Source organism: Pedobacter sp. (assembly GCF_040513095.1).
Taxonomy (GTDB): domain Bacteria; phylum Bacteroidota; class Bacteroidia; order Sphingobacteriales; family Sphingobacteriaceae; genus Pedobacter.
In genome coordinates this window covers 1-14,590 of the sequence record NZ_JBEVDX010000054.1, presented here as the reverse complement: position 1 = coordinate 14,590, position 14,590 = coordinate 1, and the positions used below count along the sequence as shown (strand labels likewise).

Annotated in this window: 13 protein-coding genes and 1 pseudogene; 4 read left to right on the top strand and 10 right to left on the bottom strand. The window is 40.4% G+C overall.

The annotated features are described in order from the left end of the window. The 4 genes from ABWY16_RS07570 to ABWY16_RS07555 all read right to left on the bottom strand — a co-directional run. The coding region (locus ABWY16_RS07570) for a pyridoxal phosphate-dependent aminotransferase (protein ID WP_353904038.1) at positions 1-913 on the bottom strand (913 nt) is incomplete at its 3' end. Between the two features lie 95 nt (positions 914-1,008). Next, on the bottom strand, positions 1,009-1,398 hold the full coding sequence (locus ABWY16_RS07565) for a response regulator (RefSeq protein ID WP_353904037.1): 390 nt from the start codon (positions 1,396-1,398) through the stop codon (positions 1,009-1,011). Next, positions 1,398-2,906 (bottom strand): sensor histidine kinase, encoded by a 1,509-nt coding sequence (locus ABWY16_RS07560; protein WP_353904036.1) that lies wholly within the window; start codon positions 2,904-2,906, stop codon positions 1,398-1,400. Before ABWY16_RS07560 ends, ABWY16_RS07565 begins: the two co-directional genes overlap by 1 nt. 175 nt (positions 2,907-3,081) lie before the next feature. Next, positions 3,082-4,308: a PAS domain S-box protein gene (locus ABWY16_RS07555; protein ID WP_353904035.1), complete on the bottom strand. Its 1,227-nt coding sequence runs from the start codon at positions 4,306-4,308 to the stop codon at positions 3,082-3,084. Between the two features lie 141 nt (positions 4,309-4,449). Here ABWY16_RS07555 and ABWY16_RS07550 point away from each other — a divergent pair, with 141 nt between their 5' ends. The 4 genes from ABWY16_RS07550 to ABWY16_RS07535 all read left to right on the top strand — a co-directional run bounded on the left by ABWY16_RS07550 (position 4,450) and on the right by ABWY16_RS07535 (position 7,861). Then, positions 4,450-5,046, top strand: coding sequence for a class I SAM-dependent methyltransferase (locus ABWY16_RS07550; protein ID WP_353904034.1), 597 nt, complete (start codon positions 4,450-4,452; stop codon positions 5,044-5,046). A 151-nt stretch (positions 5,047-5,197) separates the two neighbouring features. Then, positions 5,198-6,409, top strand: coding sequence for a PAS domain S-box protein (locus ABWY16_RS07545; protein ID WP_353904033.1), 1,212 nt, complete (start codon positions 5,198-5,200; stop codon positions 6,407-6,409). Between the two features lie 95 nt (positions 6,410-6,504). After that, positions 6,505-7,410, top strand: coding sequence for a beta-1,6-N-acetylglucosaminyltransferase (locus ABWY16_RS07540; protein WP_353904032.1), 906 nt, complete (start codon positions 6,505-6,507; stop codon positions 7,408-7,410). Positions 7,411-7,546: 136 nt separating this feature from the next. Next, positions 7,547-7,861, top strand: coding sequence for a hypothetical protein (locus tag ABWY16_RS07535; RefSeq protein ID WP_353904031.1), 315 nt, complete (start codon positions 7,547-7,549; stop codon positions 7,859-7,861). Here the strand turns inward: ABWY16_RS07535 and ABWY16_RS07530 are convergent. The 6 genes and pseudogenes from ABWY16_RS07530 to ABWY16_RS07505 form a co-directional block, all read right to left on the bottom strand. Beyond that, entirely contained in the window at positions 7,807-8,730 is a 924-nt protein-coding gene (locus ABWY16_RS07530) for a sialate O-acetylesterase (RefSeq protein ID WP_353904030.1), read from the bottom strand. The two genes, ABWY16_RS07535 and ABWY16_RS07530, sit on opposite strands and share 55 nt — an antisense overlap. Before the next feature lie 213 nt (positions 8,731-8,943). Then, positions 8,944-9,852: a nucleotidyltransferase family protein gene (locus ABWY16_RS07525; RefSeq protein WP_353904029.1), complete on the bottom strand. Its 909-nt coding sequence runs from the start codon at positions 9,850-9,852 to the stop codon at positions 8,944-8,946. 157 nt (positions 9,853-10,009) lie between these two features. After that, a complete protein-coding gene (locus tag ABWY16_RS07520) occupies positions 10,010-11,407 on the bottom strand; it encodes an undecaprenyl-phosphate glucose phosphotransferase (RefSeq protein ID WP_353904028.1) in 1,398 nt (465 codons plus the stop codon). A 492-nt stretch (positions 11,408-11,899) separates the two neighbouring features. Next, complete coding sequence (locus ABWY16_RS07515) at positions 11,900-12,610, bottom strand: GDSL-type esterase/lipase family protein (RefSeq protein WP_353904027.1); 711 nt, start codon at positions 12,608-12,610, stop codon at positions 11,900-11,902. Between the two features lie 83 nt (positions 12,611-12,693). Further along, positions 12,694-14,076 carry a capsule assembly Wzi family protein gene (locus ABWY16_RS07510; RefSeq protein ID WP_353904026.1) on the bottom strand — a complete coding sequence of 461 codons (1,383 nt, stop codon included), beginning with the start codon at positions 14,074-14,076 and terminating at the stop codon, positions 12,694-12,696. 80 nt (positions 14,077-14,156) lie between these two features. Beyond that, positions 14,157-14,590, bottom strand: a pseudogene (locus ABWY16_RS07505) (WcaI family glycosyltransferase); the annotation flags it as partial.

Here is a 14,590-nt window from a genome sequence, read left to right as displayed (position 1 = left end):
GTTCTATGTAGCACAAATCACGCATTTTCTGTAAATGCTTCAGGAAATTGTCCAGCCAGTAGTCACACTCATTCAGCGCTGCAGTTGCAGCAACCTGCGAAAGCACATTGGCACCATGGATGGTAGAACCATGCAGCGAAGCTTCAAACAAGCGGTCATAGTTTTTCTGGTTACCGGCCATTACGGCTCCTATGCGTAAACCAGCTAATCCGTAAGACTTACTATATCCTGTAACAGTAACAGTTTGCCCGGCGATATCTTCACTTAGCGAAGCTATACTGGTATAGTTAAAAGGAGTATAAACGATGTCACTCCAGATCTCGTCAGATAAAACAATCAAATTATGTTTGCAGGCAATTTCGCCAATCCGGAGCAGTTCTTCCCTGGTAAACACTTTGCCCGTTGGGTTCAGTGGGTTACAGAGACAGATCATTCTTGTTCTGGGATTGATTAATCCTTTTAGTTTTTCAAACGCAATTTCAGCATCTCCCGCAGGGATAGCAAAAGGAACAGCCACTCCATCTACAGCTTCGATTGAATACCTGAAAAGGAAATCAACCGGATCAAAAATAATTGCCTCCTCGCCAGGTTTCAGAAAAGCCTTACAGGTCAGGTAAATACCAAAAGCGGCACTATCCACCGGGAATATAAATTCAGGCAATGCATTTACAGCCCGTTTCACAGAAAAATAACGGGCAGCCGCTTCCTTAAATTCAACCAGTCCTGCGGGCGGGCCATAGGAAAGATAACGGTCTTTTGTAAAACGAATGATCGCTTCAGCAATCTCAGGGGCGCTTGGAAAATCAGGGTCAGCTGCAGTAAGCGGGATCACCCCTTCCGGCACTGTGGCCCACCTTAAATTAAAAGCCCTTTTTTTGAGAATGTCGAGATTGACAGAACGTTGTTCAAACATTCATCTAAACTAGATATTTTGATTTATCTACAAAAATTTTTTGCGGATAATAAATAGATTGAGTTATAGATCAGAATTATAAAGAAGAATAAAGATTAGAGTTTCCCGATGATTTCAAGGAATTTCTCCTTAACAAGAGGTTTGATGATAAATTCAGATACGACCGGGATACTTTTGGAGCGTTCCATTTCGTGAGGAGAGATAGACGAAGAGACAATATACAGTTCATTTTTTCGGGCAAAGGCAGGAGCCAGTTCCTGGTATTCTTTCAAAAATCCCCAGCCGTCCATTACTGGCATATTCAGGTCCAGGAAGATCACATCCGGCAGCAGTTCGGGCTGGTTCTGGATTGACTTCAGGTGCGTTATTGCCTGCAAACCATCGGAGAATACCTCTACGTCAACGTCCTGTCTTACCTTCAGAATAGTTTTCTTGGTAAGAAACACATAGATATCATCGTCATCAATGAGATAAACTTTCTTCATTACCAGTTCATGTTTTGATTTACAAATTCTACAGTAAAGGTAGAGCCTTCATCCGGCAGACTTTCCACCCAGATCTTTCCACCCATGGCCTCCACCTGGGTTTTGGTCATAAACAAGCCTAAACCCTTTGCATCAGGGTGACGGTGAAAAACCTTGCCTATTTTAAAGATGTTGTCTTTATGTTTCAGCAGGTCGATACCCAGACCATTGTCCTTTACCGTAAGTACAATATTGCCTTCCTTTATTTTGGATGTCAGGTTCAGTGAAAGTTTCCTGTTCGGGCTCTGGTATTTGATAGCGTTGCTGATCAGGTTATAAAAAATACTGGCCAGGTATTTATGCGGATAGATAATCGCCGGGGCATCTTCAAAATCTATCGAGATTTTAGCTTCGGTTTTCCGTATCTCCTCTACCAGTCCGTCCAGTGCTTCCTGCAGGCAGGCCGCAAAGTTCAGGTTATCAGATTTAACATTGTTGTCCTGTCTGATCTGTATGGATTCTACCAGTTCATTAAAAGTGCTTTTCAGGCTGTCAATCACAGGTTCCAGTTTCGAAACCAGTAATTTTTGTTCTTCCACATCTTCAGATTCCTGGATAAACTCTGCCAGCATGGCCATATTGATCAGCGGACCTCTCAGGTTGTGCGATACCACATTGCAGAAGTCGATCAGCTGTGTATTCTGTATCGCCAGCTGCTCCATAATCTGGCTTTGTTTTTCCTCCAGCGACTTCCGTTCGCTGATATCAATTCCAAAACCGATTACCATGATAAACTTCCCCTGCTCATCATGCATAGGGAACATCCTGCGTAGAAAGGTGATCACATTTCCATCAGGATCCGTCTGGCTTTCTTCCCAGCCGATGGCCTTTCCAGAGTTCTTAACTTCCAGGAACTGAGCACGTCTCGCCTCAGCGATCTTCGGATCACGGTTTCTGTAGGCAGCGTATTCAAAATCGTCCTTACCAATTATATATTTCCGGAATTCTTCATTTTTGATGGCACCGGGATTGGCAAAAAGATATTTGTGGTCGGCATCAAAAACCACGATATCCTGGGGGATATTATTGAGGATACTTTCGTAAAATTCCTTGATACTGTTATTGATAACCGGCATGCGCATCTGCAACAGCGTTACTACCTGCTGAGCCAGTAAAGCCAGTCCTTTATGCTGTTCCTGGGTCAGTGTTACTGCCTCAAACCCTGCTACACTGAGGTGACCGATAACCAGGTGTTTATTCACTACAATAGGAATGGCAACGAAAAAAGGATAATTATCGGCTGCATCATTGTTTCTTGGAGTCTCCTCGCAAGTTACACCCTGCTTAGCTTTGTACCAGATTCTATCTTCATCCACAAAAGTGAGCGCAGCAACGGGTGAATGTGAAATGATAGATGCGAGTTTCACAATGTTATCAAATTCTTCTTCTTTTCCGGTATCTAAAATTTCCAACACATAAAGCGCATCTATTCTTTCGGCTTCATTATTCAGTGATGGGAGGTTAATCATAAGCAGGGGCGATCACAAATCTAAGAGTACAAATCTAGTTATAAGATTGGTTCTTTACTACAAAGTAAACCATCTTATTATCATAATCCAAGATATCATTTTTTCTGCATATTCAAACCTGCCGTCCGTCAGCAGACAGCATTCCTTTTGTTCATTAATCATGATTGAAAGCCACTTAGCCGGCAAGCCCGGAACCATCTGCCTGGCCTACAATAGCTTTGATCGCTACGTTTAGCTTTTGCGATGAATCTTTCAGGAAAGTCAGCGTTTCCTGCGTATCCTCTCCGGGATACTTGATCAGGAACTCTGTCAGGCTCATGATATTTGCCAGAGGGGCCCTTACCATATGGCTCTGGATCCAGGCAATCTCTTTCAGGTCTTTGTTCTGGCGCTCAATTTCTTTGATGTAATTGATCCTTTCTGATACATCCGTCGCCAGTACCAGTCTGGCTTCACGTTCTTCAAACCTGATCACATTGGTTTCAATCTCAACCGGGAAGGCGTCATTTTCTTTATTGATATGAATCAGTACGCCGGAATAATCACGGCTCCTGATCATACTGTTTAAATCCAGCAGCTTGCTGGTTTCCGTCTGCGGGCGGATATCGTTGATGTTCATCCGCAGGAATTCTTCTTTTGTATAGCCGTATTTTGCAATCGCAGCCTCATTTACATGCAGGAAACGTCCGTTCTCCATATCAAATACATACATGGGAACCGGGTTCGCCTCAAAGGTGGTGCGGTAATATTTTTCAGAAGCATCCAGCTTCGAAACCAGTTTGGCTTCCTTCTGAATGGTTTGTTCCAGTCCGTTCAGTACCTTGCTCACCAGCATCACACTGATCAGACTTACAAAGATCAGGTTTCCGGAGTACGATGCCCATAAAGGCAGGTCATAACTGTCCAGCAAAGGACTATCAAATAATTTGTAATGGATCACCGCGCCAAAAGCTGCACAGATCAATACGTTCAATCCCACCAGGTAATACGCTACCGGACGTGGAAAGATCATTGCACAAAAGATGGTAATGATGATCAGGTACAATACACCCGGTCCTTCTGACCCCAGTACAGCGATATAAATGATCGCCAATACATAGAGAAGAAATAGAGCGAGTATTTTCCTGGTCTGAATCATGATTTTTTTATTGAAAATAATATATAGCAGGGCAAAGCCAAACACGATGTTAAACCATTGTACTACAGTACTGCCGGCAAAAATACCAAAACTCGTGGATGAAACAAATGCTATTATACTAACGATAAAAGCATAGCTTATCATATTGGTAAAGAGTTTTTTTCGCCAGAAAACATGCTCCTCCTCAGAGGGGTCTGCTTTCCGCAGCACAGCTGTTTCAATCAGGCGTGTGATCTTCCACCAGTACTCTTTTAGAAAGGACATAAAATACTAAACCAAACTGTTAAAATGTTGAACCTTTACAAGTACCAATTCCCGAAATCCCATTTTTACATGCTTGTTCATTATCGTAGGTTTTATATTGATTAGTTTATATTTTAGCAAAAGTTACTCCAAATTTAGACAATGGGCATACCATCCGGTACAAATGACATATTTTCCAGCGATGCAGCGTTCGACAGTTTGTATTCCCTGCGGGCACAGCAACTCTCTTCTATGCACTGGACACCTATAGATGTAGCGAAAGAGGCCGCAAAGCATCTTACCTCGGGTTCAGGGAAACACATTCTCGACATTGGCAGCGGCGTCGGGAAATTTTGCATTACCGCCGGACATTATTTTCCGGAGCATATTTTTTATGGCGTTGAACAGCGTCAAGCCCTTATAGACGAGGCGCTAATTGCCCAAAATGCAACAAATACCACAAATGTAAAGTTCATCCATGCTAACTTTACAACGCTCGATATGGACCAGTTTGATCACTTTTATTTTTATAATTCTTTCAGTGAAAATATAGTACACCACAAACCAATCGATAACCTCGTCCAAACTTCCGCAGAAATCTACGATGAATATTTGTCGCTGTTCTATGAACTGCTGGACGATAAACCTGCGGGTACCAGGCTTGCCACTTTCCATTGCCCGGATGATTATATTCCCCCTGCCTACAAACGTGTCAGACAACTTTCTGGCGAAGCCCTCGGACTATGGCTAAAACAATAGCTAAATCATTATAGAAATTCAAATACAAGTTGCTACCTTAGAGTGTTATGACTCCTATTTCCTCAGCAGGTCTAATGATTGCATGGTAGAAGATTTACAAAAGGTTCTCGGGTCCTGGTGGCTTCGCTACGCTAGATATATCCACGAAATCATGGGCATACAAACCCGGTATGATGAGGGAGATGTCAGCTATTGGAGGGAACTTTCGTTTGTAAAAATCATAGTGTATCTGCTGCCGGTAAGCTTCCTGGCTATGGCTTCCCGAATCTGGCTTGGCCTGCTGGAAGATCATCTTCTTATTGCCGCTTTTGACCTCGTATTTTATCTGGTACTGGTGGGTGCCTTGTTTCAAAGAAGATTAACCATTGGATTTAAAAAGATCTTTGTTACCGTCATGTTCTACGTGTTTGCACTTGTTACACTTCTCATACAAGGTGCAGAAGGACCCGGACTACTGTATTTCACCTGCACCTGCACATTTACAGTATTCCTGTTCAAAGGCAACAGGATTTATTACTTTCTCCTGGCCAATTTCATTATTTTTATAAGCCTGACCTTAGTTATTTACCACCGGCTCATTCCAACACCACTTCTGCAGCACTTTACGCCTATCTCCTGGCTAAATCATACCTCTACGCTGCTTTTCATCAATCTCGTAACCCTCATCCTTATACAGCGCACCATCCGCAGACTGGAAAAGATTATCGTGAGGGAAAGTGAATTACAGGGGCAGCTAGAAGATGAGGCTTTGGAGATCGCAGAACTGAATAATAAACTCAGGGAGTCTGAGGATTATTACCGGTACCTTTTTGCCAGTAATCCCAGTCCAATGTGGGTTTATGATACATCAACGCTTCATTTCCTGCAGGTCAACGATGCTGCGCTCAGGTTGTATGGTTACACAAGAGAGGAATTTATGCAACTTACACTCGAAGATCTTCGCCCTCAAAATGATATGAAGCAAAGCCTCAGGATGATTGGCAGCTACCGGAAAAATCAAAAATCTTTTAAGGGAAATATGATTCATTCAAAGAAGAACAAGCGAACGTTTCATGTTGAGGTAAGAAGCAATCCGATTGAAGTTAACGGGAAGACAGGGCTGCTTGTGCTGGCTACAGATATTACCGAGCGGGTAAAGTATGTTACCAGTATTGAGGCGCAGAACAACAGGCTCAAGCATATCGCCTGGATCCAGAGCCATAAAGTGAGGGCTCCACTTGCACGCGTAATGAGCCTTTCCAGTTTAATCGCTGGCATGCAGGACGGAGAGGAGAGATCGGAGATACTTGATTACCTGATTGTTTCAGCAGATGAACTGAATGAGATTATCGTAGACATCATCAAACAGGCAGAACAGGAGTAAAATCACGTATTTAAATCTTAAAAAACAGGTAGTTAACCTAAAACTACAATGCAATTTAAGTGTTATTGAGTAATATTAACCCTCCATTTCTTTGTATGAAGACAGCGATACTTATATTGGCACACAAGAATGTCTGGCAGCTAGAGAAATTAGTACGCAGGCTCAGTGAAACATTTGATATCTACATTCATGCAGACCGGAAGTGGAAGCTTGATATGAACCTATTCAGCACTTATCCCAATGTTCATTTCGTAAAGCGTCACGAAGTACACTGGGGCAGTCATCTTCAGATCGATGCAACGCTTGAACTATACACTGCTGCATGGAAAAAACAATATGATTATTACCTGCTGATCAGCGGTCAGGATCTCCCGATTAAAAGCAATGATCAGATCCTTGATTTTATCACTCAAAACAAGGAGCTTAATTTTGTAAATTTTGAGCCCCTTCCCCGTGCCGACTGGGCCGATCAGAATGGGGGATTTGACCGGATTGATTATTACCACGGAATTCATTTTGAGGCAAGAGATCTGGGCATGCTCAGAAGAAAGCTTTATACTGCGTTAAGGAAGTTCCAGAGAAGTGTTGGTATCAAACGAAAACTATATCCTGTTCAATATTATGGAGGATGGAACTGGATCAATATCAACAACGACGCAATGAACCAGATCTTCAAGTACCTGCACGAAAATCCAAATTTCCTGAATACCTTTAAATACACAGAAAGCGGTGATGAACTTTGGGTGCAAACCATTCTGGCCAATTGCATCACCAATATCGAGAGCGACAGCCTGCGTTATACTGAGTGGGAGAAAAAGACGGCACATCCCAATGTACTGCAAATGAAAGACCTAGACAGAGTAATGGCTTCAAAAGATTTGTTTGCCCGAAAGTTTGATGAACAGATCGATAAGGATGTCATCGAGAAAATTTATGAGCTAACTTCAGGTACCCCCAGCTCAGTTCATGAGGATGACGGAAAAACGCTGAATTCTGCATAAGTATGCCTAAGCATTTGCCATGTCAATATCCAAACAATATAGTGCTGATAAAATCCGGTGAAAGTAATTGTCACCCTATAATCCATGGCAATATATTTGTCGTACATAGGATAACCAAATAGGGCAATCAAACAAAATGAAAACGATAGAAATCGAAGTAATGTGCCAACATTATATGGGTACATTACTGATAGAGCCTGTATATGAGGATTATTCATTATTTTCGGTTTACCACAAACACGAATTTCTTGGACATATTCAGCCTGTAAAAAAAGCAGAAGCGGTAGAATGGTATTCCCATGAGATCACAGATAGGGAATTGCTTTCCCAAGCCGGGGATTGGGCGGCACACTATTTTCCACTCACTCAAAAAAGTTTCAGGCCTATATATGAATTTCATTTTTTTACCAAATTTATGGCGGGGCTGCTGGCACTGATCTTTGCACGATAAATAACTCTTTCATCTGTATCATTAACAAATAGGGCCTTGTACCACAATTCAGCATACTTGTGTTTCCCAACTTTCGAAAAGTGCAGTGAGTCATGGCGGTCAATTGCACCTATTATACTATCAGTATTTGGGCCTGCCAGCACATCTTTATGCGCTTTGATAAATTCTATTTGTGCATCTTCAATTTCTGAATCTATTCCCTCAGGCTTAGATTCCGCCTCGTTGGTATAAGATGTTATAGCGCAAAAGAAAGGAGCCTTCTGTCCACCTGCACGTATATTTTTTAATACCTTTTCCAGATTCTGCCTATATATAACCTTTGAAGAGCCATTGTCACTTTCACCCTGCTGCCATAAAATCTGAGTTAATCTGATATGATGGGCATTCAAGTCGGCAAGCGTTTCTTTGAGGATTACAGCACATTTTCCTGTTGCCCAGCATTCAACTTTGGTACTGCCTACTGCTATTGGTATAATTACTACTCTTTTATACTTCTTGGCCAGAATAATTTTATCTGCCAATATTGGCCACACACTGCCTCCATCGCCACTGCAGCCAACCATTGGATCCTGTGCCCTGTACAATTGCCCATTGTAATAGCTGTAAGCATTTGTTGAAGCTGTATCCAGAGCATTACTTGAGTTTGCAGAGTTAGACTGCCCCAGTGTCATTATGTACGCCGTACTATCAGCCGATAATTTCTCCACACCAAAGCTTTTATCAAACCAGCCTTTCTGTTTAAAATTATTGTAAATCCGGAATTTATATTTAGCAGGCTCATATTTAATGATTTCCCGAACACTTAAGACATTTACAACCAGAGATATAAGAAGAATTATTGAGAGAGAGAGCGTTAGTTTATTAAACATCGGTGATAAGATAAGGCAATTGTTCATCACAAGATGCCATTTCTTATCTGGAACCTATAGTTTTTTTTTAATTAATTGACTTAAATCCCAGACATTTTACATTAACACATAAAAAATAATATTAATCATCACAGCTATATGTGAATAAAAAAGCCTCAGCACAGTCAGTGCTAAGGCTTTTTTTTTAATCAGATTAAATGACAGGGTAATCTATTATGCCCAAAGGTTCTCAGGATAAGTACCTTCGTCAATTAATTTTTGCAGTTGTGCTTTTACTACAGGAGCATCTTCCTTAAAAGTTACGCCAAACCAAACAGCTTCGGTAGGGATCATCTTCACAACACCTTCACCAGATTTAATCAGGATATCAGCAACTTCAGGAATCAAAAACTCTGCTTTCAGTTCAGCAGCATTTGCATCACGGAATTTGTAGTATTCATCTTCAGACCAGTTTACAAAGTCAGGTGTGAAACAGAAAAAGTTCATACTTACTTTAGTATCCAAAGGCAGTTCAACATCAGAGCCTCCATCAGGAGTAAAAGCTTTACCGTCTTTTTTATAAATTTCCTTACGTTCAGTAATACTTACGATGTTCTTCAAAGAATCAACATTGATCTCACCTCTTGTTACAGAACCATTATCACTTAAAGTGTTTTTCAGTTCATAACCGATACACGCATATTTTCCTTTTTCAATACCGTCAACTAAATAGTCATACGCTTGTTTGAAGGCATCAAAACCATAGAAATCATCTGCGTTAATTACGGCAAAAGGAGCATCTAATACATCCTTACAGCAAAGCAGGGCATGCATAGTACCAAAAGGTTTGGTTCTGCCGGCAGGGGTCTCGCGACCACCGCTAAAGCTTTCCAGAGACTGATAAACATAATCAGTTTCGATTTTACCAGCTAACTTCGGTTCAATAACCGATTTGAAAGATTCTGCAAATTCTTCACGAATAATAAAAATTACCTTACCAAAACCAGCTTTAATAGCATCATAGATAGAGTATTCCATGATGGTTTCGCCAGAAGGGCCAAAAGATTCAGTTTGTTTGTTTCCACCATAACGGCTAGCCATTCCAGCAGCCAGAATTACTAAAGAAGGTTTGATTTCAGACATATTTTTTTCAGTGTATATTTTTCTTTTATAAGAGATTAGGGGTGTTATATTTTTCTAAAACTACTAAACAGAAATCGAATTTTTCACATTTCTATAATTTAATAGCCTCAGCAAGTACATCAAGTTACAACAGCTATTAATTGATATTGTTTTCAGCTTAATAAGCATTTTCCTCACCGCGGAAAACATTAATCACCGTTAAAAAGATAATCCTTACATCCAGCATACTGCTCCAGTGCTCCAGGTACCAGATATCGTGTTCAATTCTTTTCTCCATGGCAGAGTCATCCTTGGTTTCACCCCGGTAGCCATTAACTTGTGCCCAACCGGTGATGCCCGGCTTTACAAACTGCCTCACCATATACTGGCCAATAATTTTTTTGTACTCTTCGGTATGGCGCAGCATATGAGGCCTGGGTCCTACCACACTCATATTGCCAAGAAATACGTTAAAGAACTGCGGCATTTCATCCAGGCTTGTTTTACGTAAAATCCTGCCTATTGGCGTGATCCTGTTATCTCCTTTTGTAGCCTGTACCTTATCACTATCATTGTTCATCCGCATGCTTCTGAACTTATAACACCAGAATGGTTCATCGTTGATGCCGCTGCGCTGTTGTTTAAACATTACAGGACCCTTGCTTTGCAGTTTGATCAGCAGGCCAATAAGCGGATAAAGCCAGCTCAGTACAAAGACAATAACAAAGGCACTGAATACCATATCAAAAGCACGTTTCTTAAAACGGTTACCCATACTTTCAAGTGGTTCATGCCTTAAAGTAATGATAGGAAATTCGCCTCCCATATAACTAATCCTGTAAGGAGCTGCTAAAGCACCTGCAAGATCGGGGATAAACTTTAAACGCAACAACTGCTTGTCAGCTTCCATTACAAGCGGGCCAATTTCACGCATCCGTGAAGGAGCTACAGATACATACAGGTCTTTTACTCCATATGTTGCCGCCTGTTGTAACCTGGCTGAAGCCTCAGGAGAAATACTTCCGTTACCATCACCGTAGATACTGGCATCGTCACCTACAAATCCATAAAAATCGATATTCCTTTGTTTTTGGAGATAAGCAGCTACCCGCAGCCCTGTATCATTATCACCCATCACGGCAACCTTTCTTGTCGAATGAAATTTACTGATCAGCACATGCTGGATATAGGTTCCTATAAATCTATTTAGCATAAACCCTATGAACAGGAAGATGTAAAATGAGATCAGGAAACTTCTTGAAAACTCGTAATCTTTTGCAAACAGGAGGTAAAGTGAAAAAATCACAAAATGCAGCAGCAGGCTTTTTGCAGTCCCCCTGTAAATCCTTTCAATCTTTCTAGCATTGTACTCTGAATATAAATTGAATACCGCTGTGTTTAGAAACCAAAGCAGGTTACATACTACCAGATAATGTTTCTGTAACTCTTCGCTCACTCCTCTTCCCATGTACCCCGTAAAATAATAGGCAAGTACATAAATCATATTGAGCATTAAAATGTCTGTAACCGGCAATATGTATCTAAGTAAATAAAGGTAGCGGGTTTGAATTGACATACTAAAACATTAAATTAAAGGAACTCTGTAACAAGAATTATACCAAGGGAGCGATTAAATTTAAACCAAAAATAATTGTTTCGAATATACGAAAATCGCTATAATTAAATAAAAAAAGTCTACATTTCTTATTTAGTAAACTTTAGATTAACAATGAATCAATAACGGGTGATAATTCAATGAATTTTCATTTCCGCAAACAGAAAAGCCATACATAGATATAATTTTATAACGCAAAATTAACGCTAAAATACAGAAGAATTACTGATGAATGGACAATAAATACCCCGGGGACATATCAAATGGACATTTCTCAAAACATAAGTGGCTACTTTTGTAAACAACCCGGTTTAAATACAGACACCAGCAACGGATGTAAATTTCTATTCTAGCGAAAAACAAAAGTGTTTCCAATAAAGAGAACACTATTTTTTCATTGGAATTCAAGTACTTATGGTGGTCATTAAGGACAGAGGCAAAGGTTGCTGCATCCTATTCATTGACAAAATTACTTATCTTATTTTTCCAGATATCATATCCCTTCCCATTCAGATGCAGTCCATCACCGGAGTAAATTGCATTTAAACATTTGTCCTTATCGAGGAACGAATCATGCAGGTTGATGTATTGAAAATTATACTTTTTCGTAAGCTGTATGAGACCGCTATTGATCACTACAATATTTTTATTGATCTCCTGAAGATTTCCATTAACGGGCAGGATACTTTGAATAAATACCTTACTTGAGGGCGAGTATTTTTTAATTGCACTCATTAGCTCATCATAAGCTGTTAATACCTCTTCATTGGTATTGTGTATAAGGACAAGATTATTAATGCCAATCATCAGGAAAACCTTTTTAGGTTTTGACTTCAGTGCATCCTTTACCCGTTTCGAAACGCCCTCGATATAATCCCCGGCTATTCCCCTGTTGCGTATATTTGTGTTTCCAAAAAGCTCATACCAGTCACAGTAATCCGTCAAGCTGTCTCCAATGAAAAGAATTTCCTCCTTCTCATTCGGCAGTATATTAAATAAACTGGTTTTCGCATAGTAGTACCGGTCTGAAACTGCAGCAGGCTTACTGAAAGTTGAACTAAAAAGGCTAATACCCCCCTGTTTCCGGATATAATGAATCACAGAAAAGAAAAGCACAATGTTAAAAATAACAGAGATGAAAAGTGGTTTTGAGAAAATTTTCATATTTGCTGAACTTATCCCTAAAGATAATTGAAAATTTTCTTATTACTAATAATCTTACCTCTCAGGTAAACAATTTTTTTATATTAATTCCTTAACTGCCACTGTAAACCTAATAACGTTCCAAAATTTGTAGATAAATCACCAAAGTCATAAGCTATAGCACCTGTAAAAGACAGCTTTGTTTTTGGTATTGTCCAACTTACTTCCTGCAGACTGTACCATTGGTTTTTGTAAGGGCTAAAAACATTATTCCCAAAATAACCGTAATTTTTAGTATAAGTAATCAAGGACTTTCCTGTGATCTCGTCTGTTATCTGGTACAAGGCTCCTACATGGCCTCCCAGAATCCTGTTGCCGATAATATTGGAGTTTGCATAAATCGTACTTTGTGGTGCATCCCAGTCGTAAGGCTCTATACTGTCAAAATATTTTGAACCTCTCGATCTGTTGATAAATAATGGCGTACCAATGATCTGCCTGTTGTATTCCCAGCCAGTTCTGTAAATTCCGTTATTATAATAGCTCTCCCTGAACTGGGCTACATAAAAGTCGTTGCTCTGAGTAGTATGAATAAATTCCAGCGTCAATTTTTTCAAAATGCCACCTTCCTTTTTATTGGTGATGTTCAGACTGAGCAAGCGGTCAATATTTCTAATATCAATACCCTGACCACTGTCAAATGGGGTTTGATTGTTCAGCTGGAATTTAATGTCGTCATTTTCCCATTCCGCACCAAATTCAATATCCCCGCGCTGGTCTCCCGGCCTGTTCGGATTTGAGCCATTAACAACACTTCCATCATTTGCCTCAATGCCAGTCACAACATTAAGCCATCCCTTGAAGGAGTTATCGGTTTTGAAAAAATCATCTCTGCCTCCACCCCAAACGGCATAGTGCTGTATCCCGCCGTAGAGTTTCAATTTGTTTTTCCCGATCCTGAAATAGATGTTTTTTTCATGCAGGTAAGCATGCTTCATAAATTGTTCATCTCCCATCCAGCCGTGGCTGATCATCCCTTTAAATTGAATCCAGCCATTGGTAAAAGGAATATCTGTGTATTCCAGTGCCAAATTGAGTTTTGGGATAGGCAGGGCATTTCCACTCACTCCCAACGAGCCCGAAGACAAGTCATGGTCCACCTCACCGATAATCTGTTTAAACCTTCCGCCACTAAAAGTCAGGTTCTTATATCTTACCTTCAGGTAGCCTTCCTGTATTATGTTTTTTTTGAAACTATTATTGTTATACACATCCAGTCCATAATCGAAGTAAATGCCCCGGTCATCTCCATCATATATTGATACTGCCGGACCAATCCGGTTACTGTTTGTTATCCTTACATGGGTAGAAAAATCAGATTTTTTGTCCGTGATAATTCCAAATCGGTTCGATACCAGCCACAAAGGCATATAATCCTTAGATGCAACAGAGGCAATAGTTCCTACCTGTAATTGCAAAGAGTCCAAAAATTGGGCTTTTACCGTTATCTGCAGAAGCAGTAAAAAGATAACGCATAGAAAGTTTTTCATAAGAATAGATTTAGCCATCAATTGTGGTTATTTATATCAGACACATACTCCAGCATCTCCGGCAGTATATTACGTTTGTCCAGATACTTTTCAGCATAAACCCGTGCATTCCTTCTGCAGGGTTCAAAGTCATTTTCGGTAATCTCAATAATGGCCTCAGCCAGTAAAGTTTCTTTTTCAGCCTCAATAATCACGCCCATGCCATGGGCTTTAATTACATCATGCAGCGTTGTTCCCGGATTAGCTGTCACCAATGCCAGTCCCCCTACAGCCAGAATAGCGGTTAGCTTAGAAGGCATTACCAGGTCACTCGCATTTGCTTTTTGCAAAACAAGGTGAATATCTGCCATGTTCAGAAATTCGTTAAATACATCAAAACCCTGCAAAGGCAAAAATGCCAGGTTTGTTAGTCCGGCTTCCTCAGCCATCTTCATAAGTTCAGCTTTATACG

What these genes read in the sequence shown, in the direction of transcription:
- ABWY16_RS07540 (WP_353904032.1), top strand. Translation starts at nt 6,505, where the DNA reads ATGAAGACAGCGATACTTATATTGGCACACAAGAATGTCTGGCAGCTA.
- ABWY16_RS07515 (WP_353904027.1), bottom strand. Translation starts at nt 12,610, where the DNA reads ATGAAAATTTTCTCAAAACCACTTTTCATCTCTGTTATTTTTAACATT.
- ABWY16_RS07545 (WP_353904033.1), top strand. Translation starts at nt 5,198, where the DNA reads ATGGGCATACAAACCCGGTATGATGAGGGAGATGTCAGCTATTGGAGG.
- ABWY16_RS07550 (WP_353904034.1), top strand. Translation starts at nt 4,450, where the DNA reads ATGGGCATACCATCCGGTACAAATGACATATTTTCCAGCGATGCAGCG.
- ABWY16_RS07560 (WP_353904036.1), bottom strand. Translation starts at nt 2,906, where the DNA reads ATGATTAACCTCCCATCACTGAATAATGAAGCCGAAAGAATAGATGCG.
- ABWY16_RS07555 (WP_353904035.1), bottom strand. Translation starts at nt 4,308, where the DNA reads ATGTCCTTTCTAAAAGAGTACTGGTGGAAGATCACACGCCTGATTGAA.
- ABWY16_RS07565 (WP_353904037.1), bottom strand. Translation starts at nt 1,398, where the DNA reads ATGAAGAAAGTTTATCTCATTGATGACGATGATATCTATGTGTTTCTT.
- ABWY16_RS07535 (WP_353904031.1), top strand. Translation starts at nt 7,547, where the DNA reads ATGAAAACGATAGAAATCGAAGTAATGTGCCAACATTATATGGGTACA.
- ABWY16_RS07520 (WP_353904028.1), bottom strand. Translation starts at nt 11,407, where the DNA reads ATGTCAATTCAAACCCGCTACCTTTATTTACTTAGATACATATTGCCG.
- ABWY16_RS07530 (WP_353904030.1), bottom strand. Translation starts at nt 8,730, where the DNA reads ATGTTTAATAAACTAACGCTCTCTCTCTCAATAATTCTTCTTATATCT.
- ABWY16_RS07525 (WP_353904029.1), bottom strand. Translation starts at nt 9,852, where the DNA reads ATGTCTGAAATCAAACCTTCTTTAGTAATTCTGGCTGCTGGAATGGCT.